This is a genomic window from Aquirufa sp., assembly GCF_044342065.1.
Lineage (GTDB): Bacteria > Bacteroidota > Bacteroidia > Cytophagales > Spirosomataceae > Aquirufa.
Genome location: NZ_JBIIQN010000007.1, coordinates 39,624 through 56,376, shown reverse-complemented (window position 1 = coordinate 56,376; position 16,753 = coordinate 39,624). Strand labels below are relative to the sequence as shown.

16 protein-coding genes are annotated in these 16,753 nt (G+C 38.8%); 2 read left to right on the top strand and 14 right to left on the bottom strand.

Going from position 1 to position 16,753, the window contains the following annotated elements; translation table 11 throughout:
• Positions 1 to 9: 9 nt before the first annotated feature.
• Positions 10 to 918 carry a PfkB family carbohydrate kinase gene (locus tag ACIQZ2_RS04385; RefSeq protein WP_395767625.1) on the top strand — a complete coding sequence of 303 codons (909 nt, stop codon included), beginning with the start codon at positions 10 to 12 and terminating at the stop codon, positions 916 to 918.
• On the opposite strand, the gene ACIQZ2_RS04380 is transcribed toward ACIQZ2_RS04385, so the two are convergent.
• The 11 genes from ACIQZ2_RS04380 to ACIQZ2_RS04330 form a co-directional block, all read right to left on the bottom strand.
• A complete protein-coding gene (locus ACIQZ2_RS04380; RefSeq protein ID WP_395767624.1) occupies positions 915 to 2,186 on the bottom strand; it encodes a M16 family metallopeptidase in 1,272 nt (423 codons plus the stop codon). The genes ACIQZ2_RS04385 and ACIQZ2_RS04380 overlap by 4 nt on opposite strands.
• Positions 2,187 to 2,253: 67 nt before the next feature.
• Positions 2,254 to 3,435 carry a type IX secretion system outer membrane channel protein PorV gene (gene porV, locus ACIQZ2_RS04375; protein WP_395767623.1) on the bottom strand — a complete coding sequence of 394 codons (1,182 nt, stop codon included), beginning with the start codon at positions 3,433 to 3,435 and terminating at the stop codon, positions 2,254 to 2,256.
• Between the two features lie 101 nt (positions 3,436 to 3,536).
• Positions 3,537 to 6,779, bottom strand: coding sequence for a type IX secretion system sortase PorU (porU, locus tag ACIQZ2_RS04370; protein ID WP_395767622.1), 3,243 nt, complete (start codon positions 6,777 to 6,779; stop codon positions 3,537 to 3,539).
• Entirely contained in the window at positions 6,751 to 7,371 is a 621-nt protein-coding gene (locus tag ACIQZ2_RS04365; RefSeq protein ID WP_395767621.1) for a SprT-like domain-containing protein, read from the bottom strand. Before ACIQZ2_RS04365 ends, porU begins: the two co-directional genes overlap by 29 nt.
• A gap of 60 nt (positions 7,372 to 7,431) precedes the next feature.
• Positions 7,432 to 7,578, bottom strand: a complete 147-nt coding sequence (locus tag ACIQZ2_RS04360) for a hypothetical protein (RefSeq protein WP_395767620.1) — start codon at positions 7,576 to 7,578, stop codon at positions 7,432 to 7,434.
• 233 nt (positions 7,579 to 7,811) lie between these two features.
• Complete coding sequence (locus tag ACIQZ2_RS04355; RefSeq protein WP_395767619.1) at positions 7,812 to 8,303, bottom strand: GtrA family protein; 492 nt, start codon at positions 8,301 to 8,303, stop codon at positions 7,812 to 7,814.
• Positions 8,304 to 9,701, bottom strand: coding sequence for an NADH-quinone oxidoreductase subunit N (locus ACIQZ2_RS04350; RefSeq protein WP_395767618.1), 1,398 nt, complete (start codon positions 9,699 to 9,701; stop codon positions 8,304 to 8,306). It lies immediately after the preceding gene.
• 30 nt (positions 9,702 to 9,731) lie between these two features.
• Complete coding sequence (locus tag ACIQZ2_RS04345; protein WP_395767617.1) at positions 9,732 to 11,177, bottom strand: NuoM family protein; 1,446 nt, start codon at positions 11,175 to 11,177, stop codon at positions 9,732 to 9,734.
• Positions 11,178 to 11,198: 21 nt separating this feature from the next.
• Entirely contained in the window at positions 11,199 to 13,079 is a 1,881-nt protein-coding gene (gene nuoL / locus ACIQZ2_RS04340; protein WP_395767616.1) for an NADH-quinone oxidoreductase subunit L, read from the bottom strand.
• A gap of 29 nt (positions 13,080 to 13,108) precedes the next feature.
• Positions 13,109 to 13,438, bottom strand: a complete 330-nt coding sequence (nuoK, locus tag ACIQZ2_RS04335; protein WP_395767615.1) for an NADH-quinone oxidoreductase subunit NuoK — start codon at positions 13,436 to 13,438, stop codon at positions 13,109 to 13,111.
• 62 nt (positions 13,439 to 13,500) lie between these two features.
• Positions 13,501 to 14,310, bottom strand: a complete 810-nt coding sequence (locus ACIQZ2_RS04330; RefSeq protein ID WP_395767614.1) for an exonuclease domain-containing protein — start codon at positions 14,308 to 14,310, stop codon at positions 13,501 to 13,503.
• Between the two features lie 52 nt (positions 14,311 to 14,362).
• Here ACIQZ2_RS04330 and ACIQZ2_RS04325 point away from each other — a divergent pair, with 52 nt between their 5' ends.
• Positions 14,363 to 15,052 carry a YjjG family noncanonical pyrimidine nucleotidase gene (locus tag ACIQZ2_RS04325; protein ID WP_395767613.1) on the top strand — a complete coding sequence of 230 codons (690 nt, stop codon included), beginning with the start codon at positions 14,363 to 14,365 and terminating at the stop codon, positions 15,050 to 15,052.
• Here the strand turns inward: ACIQZ2_RS04325 and ACIQZ2_RS04320 are convergent.
• From ACIQZ2_RS04320 to ACIQZ2_RS04310, 3 genes are read right to left on the bottom strand one after another with little or no spacing between them, the layout of a single operon-like run.
• Positions 15,041 to 15,664, bottom strand: coding sequence for a hypothetical protein (locus ACIQZ2_RS04320; RefSeq protein WP_395767612.1), 624 nt, complete (start codon positions 15,662 to 15,664; stop codon positions 15,041 to 15,043). The two genes, ACIQZ2_RS04325 and ACIQZ2_RS04320, sit on opposite strands and share 12 nt — an antisense overlap.
• Positions 15,665 to 15,674: 10 nt before the next feature.
• A complete protein-coding gene (locus ACIQZ2_RS04315) occupies positions 15,675 to 15,977 on the bottom strand; it encodes a (2Fe-2S) ferredoxin domain-containing protein (RefSeq protein ID WP_395767611.1) in 303 nt (100 codons plus the stop codon).
• A gap of 1 nt (position 15,978) precedes the next feature.
• Complete coding sequence (locus ACIQZ2_RS04310) at positions 15,979 to 16,752, bottom strand: exodeoxyribonuclease III (RefSeq protein WP_395767610.1); 774 nt, start codon at positions 16,750 to 16,752, stop codon at positions 15,979 to 15,981.
• Between the last annotated feature and the right edge of the window lies 1 nt (position 16,753).

The window sequence follows — 16,753 nt, the reverse complement described above, 5'->3', positions numbered from 1 at the left end:
TACTTGAACATGAGCTTATTAACAATTGGAACGGTTGCGTTCGATGCTTTAGAAACGCCTTATGGCAAAACTGATAAAATCATTGGGGGATCTTGTACCTATATCGCTTTATCATCGGCTTTTTTCCTGCCTAAGGTCAATGTTGTCGCTGTAGTAGGCGATGATTTTCCTCAAGCCTATATGGATACCTTAACTTCGAAAGGAATTAATTTGGATGGCCTTCAAATCAAGCAAGGAGAAAAGTCATTTTTCTGGGCTGGGAAATACCATAATAATATGAATTCGCGGGATACCTTGGTGACCGACTTGAATGTATTGGCGAATTTCAAACCAGAAATTCCTGCATCATACCAAGATTGCGAATACCTAATGTTAGGGAATTTGACGCCTCAGGTACAAATAGAGGCGATTGAAGGCTTGACGAAGCGTCCCAAGTTAATTGTCATGGATACCATGAATTTCTGGATGGATGTTGCCATGGATGATTTGAAACGCGTGTTAAAAATGGTGGATGTGCTTTGTATTAATGATGAGGAGGCTCGCCAACTTTCTGAGCAGTACTCTTTGCGTACTGCAGCAAAACTAATTATGGCAATGGGGCCTAAAACCTTAATTATTAAGAAAGGAGAGCATGGGGCCTTGTTATTCCAAAATCAAGATATGTTTTATTGCCCAGCTTTACCATTAGAAGAGGTCTTTGACCCAACCGGGGCTGGGGATACTTTTGTAGGAGGATTTATTGGCTATTTAGCCAAAACAGATGATACATCGTTTGAGAATATGCGCAAAGCAATTGTATATGGTTCTGCCATGGCATCTTTCTGTGTTGAAAAATTTGGAACTGAACGATTGCTTGAAATCACCGACCAAGATTTAGAAGGTCGTGTTAATGAATTTAGGGACTTAGCTCGTTTCTAACGGCCTCCCACGATGACTTCATGAAGGTTTGTTGGATCTAGGTATTTATTTGCTAGCGCCAACAAATCTTCTGAGGTACATTGTAATATCTGTGTTTGGAACTGATCATAAAAATCCAATGGCAGATTTTCCAACTGTATTACTTTAATTTTTTCTGCGATATCAAATGCTTGTGTTAATTCACCAGTAAAACTTCCCATTAAGTAGTTTTTTACTAGGTCTAGTTCTTCTTGACCTACTCGCTCGGTTTGTAGTCGTCGCATTTCTTTGCGGATTTCCTCACAGGTTTCGTCCACATTTGCATTATTCACATCAGTGCCTACTACCCAATATCCTGCGCGTCGCAGGGGAACAATGGAGGAGGAAATACCATAGGTAAAGCCTTTTTCTTCCCGAATATTTTTTTGTAAACGTGAGCCAAAGAAGCCACCCAATAACGTATTTAAGACACTAAATTTAAAATAATCAGGGTTGCTTCGCGTCACTGAAACCATGCCCATTCGTATGGATGATTGTAATGCATTTTCTCGGTAATCGCGTGTGACTTTTGGATTAAATCCTTGAGATAGATATGGTATAGACGGATCAGTTTGACTCGTCGAAATCTGTTCAAATGTTTTTTGGACTGCTTCAATTTCAGCCTTACCAATACTCCCCGAAAGGAAAATTTGTGGCATTCCTTTTAACCAGTGGTTTGTATGAAAGTTAACTACATCAGCGTGGCCGATTGCTTCAATGCTTTCCTGGGTGGATACGCGTCCATAAGTATCCTTACTAAACAGTTCTTGACGAAGTAATTGGCTGGCCGAGAAAGCAGTTTTTTGCCAATTGAGTTTATTTTTCTGAATCTCTATTGCTATTTCTTTTTCGAATTCTTCTCTTGGAAAGTTTGCTTCTTGTATGATTTCGAGCACATAGGGTAATAAGGATTCTAAATGTTTACGTAAGCCGTATAGCACAAAAGTTGCATAATCTAGATTTGTTTGAACATCCCAAAAAGCTCCATAGTAGTCGAAAAGTTGATGAATCTTTGTTGCATCGCGTCGACTTGTTCCTCTTTTCATCAGGGAACTTGTTAGGCTAGCTATACCCGCTTTTTCTGCCTTGCAGGCACCCCCTGCAACAGTGAATTCAAGTTTGAATACCGCTTGCTCACCTAAAGCCAACGACTGAATTTCAATGCCATTGGAAAGACTTGTTGACCTGACCTCTGGAAATTTGATTAGCTCAATGGGATAGGCTATCGGGGCTATGGAACGATTCAGCATAAAGGGGAATATAAAACAAATGACATTCCAAAGGGAATGTCATTTGTCAAACAAGAAAACTGTTTAATTATCTTTTTCCGTTATCATTATTGATTGCTGCCAATAATGTTACACGTAAAGTATTTGCTAATGGGCTACTTGTTCCTGTTGGTATCAAGTAAGCAAAGTCAAAACCATATTTTTGATCTAGTTTGAAACCAACACCCATCGTAAAGTATTTACGATTTCCTTTCATCTCGCTCTCATTGAAATATCCACCACGAACGGCAAATGTGTTGTTGAATAAGTATTCAGCTCCTATAGAAGTAGTAACTTCTTTCAATTCCTCACCAAAACCGTCTGGTGCGTCAAATAATGAACCGAAGATTCCGCCTATTGCCGACGTTGTCGTTGGATCTGTACCTACTTTATTTCCAGCTGCATCAATAGATTGTGGCGTAGGCACCATTAATTTATTGAAATCTAATGTAAATGTGAATCGATTTTTATCATCGATGTCTTTTACCGCCGCTACCCCAGCACGCAAGTTGGTAGGAATGAAATTCTTCTCAGCTCCACCATAGGAAACTTTACCTGAAAGATTCGAAAGAACTAATCCGTACGTATATTTCCAATTCTTTTCTGAATTTGTATTCCAGTACAATGCGATGTCAGCTGCCACCGTTTGAGCGGGCTTCATAGCAACGCCAGTACTTGAAGTACCTTGGTAATTCCCCAATAAATTTGAGTTAATATATTTTAAGTTAACCCCCAATGATAGCGCATTGGAAAGCTTTCTTGCATGCGTCAAAGACAAAGCATATTCTTTCGAATTAAAATTACCCATGCTTGACCCATTCGTAGATGTTGCTTGAAAAAGTCCTTGATCAAAATAGTTGATGGAAAAACCAAAAGCTTGATCTTTGGAGGTTTTTTTGTATCCGGCAATACTGTACAACGCCATGTCATTTGTTAAATTTCTTAACCAAGGGGCATAAGAAATGGTAAATCCTAAATCTTTATCAGCACTAGCTAATTTTGCAGGATTCCAATAAATCGCATTGACATCGGCTGAGATAGCAGCTCCTGCTTCACCCATAGCAGCTGATCGAGAGTCCGGTGCAACGTTTAAAAATAACATAGTTGGCGTTGGAATTCTTCCAGGATTTAAATTTCCAGAAACCAATGTTTGGCCATAAGCGACTGTACCGATGCATACAGTAATTGCTGTAAATAGCGCTTTGTGGAAAATTGAATAATTCTTTGTCATTGTATATTAATTATAAGAGAGTCTTTCTATTCTGAGAATCTAAATTCAAAAATAGACAATTTTTAGGATATTGAATGTTTTAAAGGTAAAAAAAATAAAACTTATTTTAGTGCACTTGTTTTGATTCGGAATACTTTATTTTTCTTTTCTATCTCATCTTGTAGAAAAATTTGAAGTATAAGTGGCTGATTCAACCGCATTAATTCATCATCATTCCAGTCAAATTCTATGATTCCGTTTTCATTGTCTTGGTATCTACTTAATCCAGTTTTTCGTACTAATATTTGCCCTTGTAGGTTAATTAACTGAAGCTCAAATGGCATTGTATTCCAAGGTTTTTTCTGTTCGAATACAAAATGAAAAGTTTTTCCTAATGGATTTGGATAAACTCTACCAAGTATAGAATTTTCATCTTCCATACTAACCTGAAATGTTAACGATGCCTCGGCTTGATTATTGTAGGTATCCCAACAAATTACTTGAATTTTATGATTCCCTTTGGCTAGGGATTTTAATTGGAATCGCGCTTTCGCTACTTTAGAAGAATTGTTGGTTGTCATTGCTATTGGAGCTAAATCGATTTTAATGCTATCATCCAGCATTGCACTAGCCGTCTTCCCTGTGGCACTTTGCCATTTTAGTCCAGATGAATCTGTTACTGTTACAACAACCCAAGGATTGGGGCTGCTCTTTTGAATGTTTTCTTCAGGTAATTCAATTCTTATTCCCGGTCCTATTTGGTCCGATGCCTGTTTATTATGCCAAGAATTAATAGATGTAGCGGCTGATGCGGTTTTTGAAGAAACCTGTATTTGGTATCGCTGATTACGTGTTAAATTTGGCAGATTTTTTAGACTAAGCCTCACTGGCGAGCTGGAACTTGATCCGGTTAATTTCCAAATAATGGGGCTCATCGTTTGATATTGAAAAGCATCATTTTTAGTTCCCAACGTTTTCTGTACATCACTCATGCGATGTAAATGGATATTCACTGGTTCATCTTTTGTTTTGATGCCCTTTATTATGATTTGTTGTTGAATCGAGTCCACTTCTAGTTGCAAGGTTTCTGCCGACCACGGCAATGCCAAGGTTGGGTCACCTAGCAACTGAATATTTCGATTGATAACGCCACTTTGACTTTGGTTTTTGGCATCTTTAAATAAATCGCCTAATCTATAGCTTGTGCGCTCTTTATTCTTGAGAAGGGCCTGGTAAAATGCCTGGCCAAATAAATAATTGCTACTTTGAAAAACGGGTCTTGTTGTACTAATTAATGCAATGACACCGCCTTGGTCCGATAATAAACCAACTTCTCCACCGGATAAAATATTGGGGTCATCAAAACGTCCAAATTGACATGTGGCGGTTAGTAAAATAGGGAGGTGTTTATTGTTCTTTAGATTTAGGAGGTCATTTGTAGTGAGTAGTTTTTCGTCTGCCCATCCACTTTCGGATCCATGCCCCATGTAGTGTATAAAATCAGCTTTTTCATTGAACAAGCTCAATACTGCTTGTGTTCCGATTGGACTTGAATAGGCCCCATTTACTTGTTGCATTGGGTATTGGTCAAGGTATACTTTATGCTGTTGGCCCGGAAATAACGCATTTTCAAGCGTACTCGAAAAATCTTCTCCGTCTTGCATGTGAATGTTGGCATCTCCATCATCAGAAACCCAAGCCAACTGTGGAAGCACAGAGCGTGATTGAGCTTCGTAGTCCATTAATTTATTAATGAACATATTGGCCTCTTGCGGATTTTTTACTGGAATGCGCCCTATTGCCACTTCCATAGAATAGTTGTTTTGCAAAAATCCTTCTTCCCAGTCACCGGACCTTTCGCCTACTATTCCATAATAATCATCGGAAGCGTAGCTTAATAATGGTTGGAAAGATTCTTGACTTTGGTATGTTGGGACAAAGCAACTTTTTTCAATTGCCGTTGATATGGTTCCTAGCCCTTTGTAGTCTATGGATGCGTCCCCTAATAATAAGATATAACGGAGTTTGGATCCGCTTTTTTGAAATTGATTTCGAATAAAATTTCGAATGGCTGTTACATCTTGCTTTCCTCCGCTAAATTCATTGTAAATGGCACTTGTGCTGATGCTTATTGATTTTATGTTTCTTTTTTCTGTTTTGTAGCGTGCAAGTTTTATAGCAGCGGCTTGAAGTGCGGGGGCCGACAAAACTATTAATTCTGTTTCGGCTGGCGTGTCGATTAGATTTTGATTGCTAACATTCCCGCAAAAGCTGGGTTCACTAGCTGAATTTGGGTCGGCTATAGCAAGCTGGCTATTGGATTTAAACACATATTGGAATGGTAAATTATTGGCCATTTTTTTCCAAAGTGTCCCGCCATTATTAATCCAGATCTGTTGGCTAGCAGTTAAATTGGCAATCGAAATATTTAGTGTCGAATCCTTCGAATTTGGCAGTAAATACAAGGGGTTTGCATGTTTAGCATCAAATGACTTTGGATACAAAAAGCTAATGTAGTCAATATACCCAGTACCGCCTGAGGTTTGAAATTGAATCGGGAAACTCCAATTTTTATTGGTTAATGTAGGTGTGAGCCTAGTGCTAATCGTTTGACTCCTTGCTTTAATATCGTAGCGCCCACCGGGTATAGGGTCTATCGTAATGGATTTTGCTAAACTTGGGATTGAGAAAGTGCTTGGTCCCGTGCTACTTGCATATAGTTTTAATTGAATGTGTGCTGGTTTGCCATCGAAATAATCCGGTAGCGAATACTGAAGGAATTTATTCGAAGAACCATAAAAAGCATCCCCTAACCAAATTCGACCTGATTGTAAGAGGTTGAATGTTTCTGGCTCATAGTGTTTGAGAGACCATGCGAAGGGGACATATGGAGTTACTGCTGTTTTATTAAGGATTTCTTCGATTGGATTCGTTTTGGCCGCATCAATTTGAATGAAATAGAAGCTTGTATCAACATATCGATTTGTTTCTTGCTCCCAAACTGCATTTTGTTTGAGTGAATGCGGGCCATCACCAAAAAACATAATGTCCCAATCGACTGATTTGCTATTTTGATAGAAGGCTGGAATTGCTTTAAGCGTCCCCGGATTTTCAATGTCCCTAGCATTTATCATGCCACTTTGACTGCCATAAATACAAATGGACTCGGGTTTTGGGGGGCTTATTTTATTTTTAGCAAACCAAGCAGGGTTGATGTGGTAAAAACCGGGCTGGGTTACCGCCACCTTAATCCATTTACCTTGTTGTAGGGGGGAGCTATTTTGACTATAGGTTCCTATTGAAATCAAAATCAACCCGAACATCATCCGGAGAAATTTAGGCTTGCATTTCAATAAGTTGGACATGCGCATTTTTTGCAACGAGGTATAATTTACCAGTATGAACTTCTTGACAAATGTAACGGGTTCTACGAAGTTTACCTTTCTGCAATCGGAGGTTTTTTAATTGGAATATTGTCCCCTCTGGCAAATTGAAAAGCAATAATACCGCTTCCTCTGCTGGGTCATATTTTTTTAGTACCTCTACCAGCGGCGTATAGCCATTCGAAGTAGCGACGGGATTCAACAGGTAAGCCTTGAGTACTTTTACTACATCGGATGGTAATAATTCAGGATCTAAAAGTGGGTCAAATACTTCAAGAAAAGCATCCTTCCATTCTTGACCATGTGGATTTACAGCGTTCTTGTGTTTTTGATAGGTAATTAAATGGGCTACTTCGTGTAAATAAGTAACGAGAAAGGCATAGGGGTTTAAATTGTGGTTGACTGTAATTTGAAAACCTTTATTTGGGGCAAAGCGAAAATCCCCAAGTTTGCTATCCCTTTTTTTTGAAACAATGAATTCAAATGATAGCTCGTTCCAAAGGTTAAAACAGTATTCGGCCACTTTGGGAGGAAAGTGGTCTAGAAAGGATTCTATTTTTTTATTTTTATTCATTTTGGGCATAAAAAAAGTCCTTCGCTTGCGAAGGACTTTTTTTTGTGAGACTGGCTAAAATTATTTAGCAGCAGCAGTGTCACCAGCAGCAGCAGTGTCACCAGCAGCAGCAGTGTCAGCAGGAGCTGCAGTAGCTGTATCAGCTACAACAGTTGTGTCAGCAGTTGCCTCAGTTTTTTTCTCACCACAAGATGCTAAAGTTACCATACCAGCAACGAAAGCTAAAGCGAATACTTTTTTCATTTTTGTAATATTTTAAGGTTTGAGCTACAAAACTACTTGATTATTTTTTAATAGCAAACAATACCCTAAAAATTTTAAGATTTTTTTAAGAATTGGTCTCTTTTTTTATAAAATGTGGCCCTATTGATTGATTTAGCGGTAAGACTTCTTAAAAAATTAAGATAAATTTAATACTTGGTGATGTGTCGGTGGTCAATTTACTTAATAAGATCTTTAAATCTGTCGTAAAAACCACTACTTTTAAATGTGAAGGTTTTGTGTAAAACGTAGTTTGATACAAAACTGAATCCCATGCCATTTACGGTAGTACTAATTTGGGTAACGTTAACTTTCTTGTAGGAGTAGGGAATTTGAATGAATAAATCCTCATAACTCGATTGAATAAAATGGTATGGAAGTATACTGAATCCCCACGTTACAAACCCTGAAAATGTGGCAACAATCATAAACTTTATCATTTCCCTTCTTGTTTGCTGTGATTGTCTTGCATCAAACGCAAATAACTTAGTCATGATAAAGCCTGCTACCAAGGAAACAAAATAGGCGGGGAGTATGGTAGATTCATAAGATAAATGAAACCAATCTTTCAATATAGCACCAGATATTAATTGAATCAATGCTCCTGTTCCAGCTATGAGGAAGTAAGCAATTATATCCTTTTGATTAAAGAGGTTTAATTTTTTCTTCAATTAAAATAGGTTTTTAACTAGATTAGGAAATAAGCCAAGGACCAATGTGCTCAAAGTTGTAATGCCTAAAGCAACTTGATACAATGTACTCATTTCGATTTTTTGGATTTCACCAGTCTTGAAATATACTGAAATAATTCCTTTAAAATAATAATATATACCTACTGCTGACATCAAGATCGCTAATATAACTGGGTAAATTATATTTCGATGGAATGCGTCTGTGAAGACAAAGAATTTACCCCAAAAACCTGCAGTTAACGGAATCCCAGCAAGCGATAATAATGAAATGGTAAAGCAGAATGCCAAATAAGGGTTTTCCTTTGCAAGACCCTCGAATGATTGAAAATTCTCTGGCTTTTCCACTCGGCCAGCTTGATGCTCAGCGACTAATTTGAATACAGCAAAAGCTGTTAAAGTGGCTAACGTATATGCCAATGAGTAAAATAAAATCGTTGAGTTTGAGGTTGCTTGTCTTGCTGATACGGTTAGTAACATATAGCCAGCGTGCGAGATACTTGAATAGGCCAACATGCGTTTGACGCTCTGTTGGTAAACTGCCGTTACATTACCTACAACCAGTGTTAACATACTAATGAAATACACGGGGAAAACCCAGGTAGTGTACACCCCACCAAAAATACCTGCGAAAATCTGATAAATGGCTGCAAATCCAGCTGTTTTTACAACCGTGGACATGTACATGGTAAAGATTGTAGGAGCGCCATCATATACATCCGGTGTCCAGAAGTGGAATGGGGCAGCAGATACTTTAAATAACATACCTACCAACATAAGTAAAACACCCGCATACAAGAATGAAGGTATAGATTCAGGTGCTGTGCCTGCGATAACATTGGCCATGTTTGAAATGTAGAACGAACGCGTTGCACCATAAACTAAGGTCATTCCAAACAATAATATTCCCGTAGCAAACGAACCCATCAAGAAATATTTAATTGCAGCTTCATTAGAACGTAAATTTCGTTTATCTGATCCTGTTAAAACGTACATGGCTACAGAAAGAATTTCAAGACCTACAAAAAGCATCATTAAGTGGTCAAATGAAACCATAATGATGGCTCCCACTGTGGAGAATAGCATGAGTGCATAATATTCTGCCGGATGCGTGTGTTCATCGTCTTGACCAAAGGCATTTGAAAATGCCACTACAAAAAATGCTGCTAACTGAATGATAAGACTGAAATTTATTGACGTATTGTTGGTGCGGAACATATTCCCAAACCACAAAAACTCATGATTCCAGTCCATCACGGTAAGTCCCATTCCTATGGCTAAGAATAACATCGTGATTTTTTGGATCATTTTACGCGATAACCAAAAACCTAAAAATAGATTAGAGATTCCAAATAATGATAAAGCAATGATAGCTGTCATAAGTTTGCTTTGCTGTTTTTAAATTTCCACTTAGTTTAACAAGTCAACAAGTTTTTCAACACTTGCCGCACTAAAGGATAACACATATTGTGGGAATAAACCTCCCAATATTACTAAGAGGATTAGGGGTATTAATACTAATTTTTCTCCTATCACCAAATCTTCAAAGTCTTTGGTGACCTTCGAAACATTACCGAAGATTGATTTTTGGATTAATCGTAACGTATAAACGGCTCCCAAAATAATGGTGATTCCTGCTAATATACCTAAATACATTTCTTGATCGAAAACGCTTTTTAATAGCAAAAACTCCCCAATAAATCCATTCGTCAGCGGCAAGGCAACTGAACCTAAGCTCAAAACGATGAAGGCAACCGTTAATAGATACGAAGATTGAGTAATGCCACCTAGTTGGGCCAACTCGCGTGTCTTCGTTCTGCGCTCAATAACTTCAATAACAAAAAAGAGACCTACCAAGTTGATGCCATGTGATAGCATTTGGTATAGGGCCCCTTGAATACCGTCAACACTTTGTGTCATTATCCCAGCTGCCATAAGTCCTACGTGTGCGAAAGAGGAATAGGCAAGCAGGCGTTTCGCATCTTTTTGTTGGATTGCAATAACAGAACCATAAATAATCCCAATGATGGATAATATCGAAACCGTTAATCCCCACTGACTAATGCCTAATGGGAACATCGGAATTACGAAGCGAATCATTCCGTAGGTCCCCATTTTTAACATAATACCACCCAATAACATACTCCCTTGAACAGGCGAGGTTGTATAAGTATCAGGTTGCCAAGTATGGAATGGGAAAACGGGCATTTTAATGGCGAAAGCAATAAAGAACGCTAAAAATAAATACCCTTGATGTTCTGCACTGAGGTTTCGAGCCGTTAAATATAAAGTTTCGATATCTGCGGAATTGGTTTGCCCCGAAGTTCGTAAATACACGTAAATCAATGCAATCAATAAAAATAAAGAACCAAAAAGCGTATAGATAAAAAACTTAAAGGTAATCGCTGTTCTATTTTCGCCACCATATTGGGCCGCCAGAAAGTAGATTGGTAATAACGATGCCTCAAAAAAGAAATAAAATAGAAAGGCATCTTTAGCTAAAAACGCACCCAACAAAGCACTTTGCATGCTGAGAATTAAGCCTAAATAAGCTGCATTTTCAGCTTTGTCAGAATTGGTTGTTGACGCTACAATAAATGGGATTAATAATCCCGTTAATCCAAGGAGCACTCCATTGATTCCATCAATCCATAAGGTAAAACTAATTCCAAATTCAGGTAACCATGGCTGCGAATATTGCATGGCTGATGATTCTCCTGAACCCAGGGCATAGGCTATTGCTACAGCCTCAATGATAGACCCCGTAAGAGCAATACCAAAAGGTTTGCTGGGTTTAACTAGCAGTAAGCCTGCACCCAGAACCAACGGAAAAAGTAAAATAAATAGTAATAACATGCCTTTTTGTTCAATTAATAATTACAAAATGTAAGTCCTTAAACCTATTGCGATAATTAGCGTAATGGAGATTACCATGATGAAAATATAATAGCCTACATTTCCTGTTTGTATTCTACGCAATTCCGTCGATGCATATTGGACGATGCGTCCTATGCCCTCCACAATAAGGTCAATCACCAAAAATTCAACAACTTGGAAACAGAAGTTACCGATAACCGTAATGGGTTTAACTATGAGGAAGTCATACAATTCATCGATATAGAATTTATTGTAAACAAGCTTTTGAATTCCGCTAATTGATTCATCTGATGCTGGAACTGATTTCTGCATTCCAAACAAATAAATAGCAAAAAATGCGGGTAAAAATGCGGCCAATAATGGTGCTCCCATTTCTAAGCTTACTAATGAAACTTCTGCAGCTTCTCCCGTTTCAGGTAAAATTGGCGCTAACCAATGAGCTAGGAATTCATTGCCTCCCGCAAAATGTGGCAAGTTGATTAATCCACCAATCACAGACAATATAGCCAATACCATCAGCGGGAATGTCATGCTTAATGGGGACTCATGCAGGTGATGAGCTTGCGCATCTGTTCCTCGGAAATCACCAAAGAAGGTCAAAATAAACACACGGAACATGTAAAATGAGGTAAGTGCTGATCCAACGATAGCTAAACACCACATCGCGAAATCATGATGATAAAGATGGGCTAAAATTTCATCTTTTGAGAAGAAACCTGCAAATGGCGGAATACCCGCTATGGCAATGGTTCCCAATAAGAAGGTAAAATAGGTAATAGGCATTTTTGATTTTAACCCTCCCATCTTCCGAATATCTTGTTCATCCGACATCGCATGGATAACCGAACCAGCTCCTAAAAACAACAAGGCCTTAAAGAAGGCATGTGTCATCACATGAAAGAATGATGCCGTGTAAGCAGATGCCCCTAAGCCCATAAACATATAGCCTAGTTGCGAGACGGTTGAATATGCCAACACCTTTTTGATGTCGTTTTGAAACAAACCAATTGCCGCACCCAATAAGGCAGTTGCTAATCCAATCCAGCCTACAAAATGTAATACCTCAGGACTCAATTCGAAAATAACATTGGCACGAATAACCATGTAAATCCCGGCGGTAACCATCGTGGCTGCGTGAATTAACGCTGAAACGGGCGTTGGACCTGCCATCGCATCGGGTAACCAAGTAAACAATGGAATTTGAGCAGATTTACCCATCGCACCGATGAATAAACAAAATGCAATTAATCCGATGTTCTCAGGGACATTACCTGATGATACGGCCTGAAATATGCTTTGGTAATTTGTAGTATTGAAATTCTGAATTAATAGGAAAATGCCCACTAAAAAACCTAAGTCACCTATACGGTTCATAATAAAGGCCTTGCGTGCAGCATCACCATAGCTATTTTTCTGATTCCAAAAACCGATTAGTAGATACGAACAAAGACCTACGCCCTCCCATCCGATAAACAAAACGGTGAAGTTGGCCCCTAAAACCAAAATCAACATGAAGAATACAAATAGATTTAAGAAGGCGAAAAACTTCCCGAAACCCGCATCGTGAGACATATATCCCATGGAATAGATGTGGATAAGTGTACCTACTCCGGTGATGATTAATAACATCAAAAGTGACAGTTGGTCCACTTGAAATTCAAATGGGATGGATAAGGAGCCCACCTTAATCCACTCAGCTAGGGTATAAATTTGGGCTTTCCCGTCGAAATTTAAGAACATTTGTAAGGAAAGAGCAAAGGCTACCAGGGGAGGAATGGTACCTATGATTCCTGCTACGGATTTACTAAGTTTTGGGAATGCTAACCCGTTAATAGCAAAACCAAGGAATGGCAAAAGGGGTATTAAATAGAATAAAGACATAATGATTCTTATCGTTAAAAGCGCATCAATTAATTTTTGATTTTATTAAGTACGCCAATATCAATGCTTTGAATATTGCGGTAAATCATCACGATGATCGCTAATCCTACTGCAACTTCTGCAGCGGCCACAGCCATGATGAAGAATACGAAAATCTGACCTGCTGGGTCAGAATAGTAAGAAGAAAATGCGGCCAATAATAAATTTACAGCATTTAACATTAACTCAACGGCCATAAACACGATGATCGCATTGCGACGTGTTAATACCCCGAGGATTCCGATACAAAAAAGTGCAGAACTGAATAGTATGTAATGCGTGAGTGGAATCGTACGTAATACTTCTGGAATCGATTGCATAGTAATTATTTGAATGCATTTAGGCGATGCAAAAATACGAATAAAACTGAATTTTAATGCCCCTAACGTTGAAAACCTTGTAATTTAATTTCGGTTAATTTGCGTTTTGTGTCCATTGGAAAATCCCCTTTCATGATCCAATCGTAATAGGACGGATCAGATTTTAACACTTCTAAAATGGGACGACCAATATGCTTGCCAAAATTAAACACAGCCACTTGGTCTTTATTATAAACCATTCTATTGGCAAAATCGATTGAATTGGACGCGCTTAATTCATGCAATTTGCTGATATCGTTTTGAATGGGGAAATATTCTTTGCCTTCACTATCTTTTAAGGTCGTGTTTGCATACCGTTTTACTTGAGCATTTAAAACTTCAAGTGTAGCCAAAACATCGGCCTCCGCACCATGAGCGCCTACTAACTCCTTATCACAATAAAAGCGATAAGCCGCTGTCAAATTACGAGGCTCCATCATATGAAAAATACGTTGTGCATCTACCAATTTTCTGTTTTTCATGTCGAAGTCAACTTCGGCGCGTAGGAATTCTTCCACCAACATCGGAACATCAAAGCGATTGGAATTAAATCCAGCCAAATCACATCCATCTAAAAAGCCAGCAAGCGACTTAGCCACTTGCTTGAAGTTGGGTTCATTTGCCACATCCGCATCATAAATTCCATGAACGAGCGAGGCCTCCAATGGAATGGGTATACCTGGATTGACCCTGCGTGTTTTCACGTCAACCGTTCCATCTGGATTTGCTTTCGCTATCGATATCTCAACGATTCGATCTTTGTTTACGAGTATTCCCGTAGTTTCTAAATCGAAAAACGCTAAAGGTTTTTTTAATTGTAATTGATGCTCCATAGCCTATCAGAAATTAATAGCTACAAAGGTAGCTTATTATTACCTTTGTTCGATGAAATTTAGTCCAAAAGCAATATTTTTTGATTGGGATCACACACTCTGGGATCATGACCGCAATGCCGCCGAAGTTATACAAGAGCTTTTGCACGAATTGAACATTCAGCAAGCGAAGTCACATCCGACAGAGGTAGTTTGGGAAACGTTTCAAAAAATTAATAATGCACTCTGGGACGATTATCAGCATGGGCGAATTACGCAGCTGGATTTGCGTACCACGCGATTTGAACGTTTTTTTGATGCTCTTTCTTTACACGGGGATATCCCATTATTCTCTAAATTGTACATGGAAAGAACTCCTCGTAAAACAAATCTACTACCTGGGGCCTATGAAGTCATTGAAACGTTATCGGCTACTTATCCATTGTATGTATTAACCAATGGTTTCGATGATATTCAACATGTAAAAATTTCCGGTGTTGGTATGTCTCATTTTTTCGAACGGATTATTACTTCTGACGTTGCTGGATGCAAAAAACCGGCAGCTGATTTTTTTAACTTCGCACTTCGTACCGCTGGGTGTTTACCAGAGGAAGTGGTTATGGTAGGGGATCATCCGATAATTGATATTGAGGCCGCGGAGGCAGTAGGTATTTCTGCGATCCATCTTCAAGTTAGCCATGGGGAATCTCCTGCAAGAATTCGTATTGGGGATTTACGAGAGCTCCTTGATTTATTCGAATAATGACAATTGGTTGTCGTTGGATTTCCGGTCAAAGATTTTTTTGTCCCGTATGAATTTCTTGTTTTCTTCTAAAAATGCCTGAAATTGTTCGATTTGCGTATATAGTGGGTTGAAATCATATTCGTTTAAGAAGTAAGTTTCTTTATATACCGCTTTAAAATCTGTAATTACATAGTCTAATTGCTCTATGCCAAGCTTTTGCAAACCTAGCAAATAGAGATTTTGGTGATTCTTTGCAAATCTTCCTGGTTCATAAAAGGAGGTGCTTTTTAAATCAAAAGCCACTTGTTCGCCCACACCGTCAACATACCCATAGATGAGCGCATTTTTGTAGCGTGATTCTACATAATATTGCGTTTTGTATTTATCAGGTATCAGTTTACGAGCCTGATCAATAATTCCTTCGGCAAACGATTCTTCATCTTCACCTAGAATTACCGCACGTTCAAAATCCATACCCTTTTGTTGGGCATTGGTCGTGGGTTTTCTAACTCGATTCACTCGCTCTATCATTTCGATTTCATCCACAATGATTTTGCCTGCCGTATCTCGAGCTTGTTGCAGGTATAAGGAAAAAGAATTGAGTAATGTTGGGTATAAGCGGTATTGCATGCTCTGTTTATTATCCGATTTGAAGGCGAGTAACAATTTCTCCTTCAACTAAATGCGTCTGTGTTAGTTCTGCTACATCTTCTAGCTGGACATTTCCATAAAATACGCCTTCAGGGTAAACAACCATAGCGGGTCCCTTACCACAAAAGTCTAGACAGCCAGCGCGTTGAATTCGAATCTTTCCCGGGTTTCCCGCTGCTGCATAGGCCGCCTTAAAGGCATTTATAAGCTCGGTACCATGGCCTGATCCGCAACATTTTTTAGGGGCATCCTTGTCATTTGTACAAATGAAGACATGTTTTTCGAAATGCATATTAAGCTGGTTTTAGTTCAAGAACAATAGGACAATGATCCGAATGCTTCGCTTCCGGAAGTATGTAGGCGTTGACAATTCTTTCTTTTAATGTATCGCTCGCCATGTGGTAGTCAATGCGCCAACCAAGGTTTTTTCCACGTGCGCCTGCTCGGTAACTCCACCAAGAGTAGGCATGAGCTTGTTCTGGGTTGATATACCGGAAGGTATCAATGAATCCATTTTGAACAAATGACTCCATCCATTCACGTTCTTCAGGCAAGAATCCAGAGCTGTTAGCATTCCCTTTAGGATTGTGAATATCAATTGCTTTGTGGCAAATATTGTAATCCCCAGAAATAATTAACTGCGGGAATTTTTTTCGTAATGCTTGGATATAATTATGAAAGTCAGCCAACCAGTCCATTTTAAAGGATTGGCGCTCATCCCCACTAGATCCAGAAGGCATGTAAACACTCATGACCGAAAAGGTGTCAAAATCAAGTCGGATTACCCGACCTTCAAAATCGTATTTCTCAATTCCACATCCTATTTCAATATTTTTGGGCGTTAATTTGGAGAAAATAGCTACCCCAGAATATCCTTTTTTTTGTGCAGAATGCCAATGAATTGAATATCCCAATGCTTCAATTTCGTGGGTATCTACTTGGTCAAATTCGGCTTTTAATTCTTGGATACAGACAACATCTGCCTGCTGTTCTGCAAGCCATTGAATAAAACCTTTTTGAATCGCAGCGCGGATTCCATTGACATTGTAACTGATGATTTTGAACATA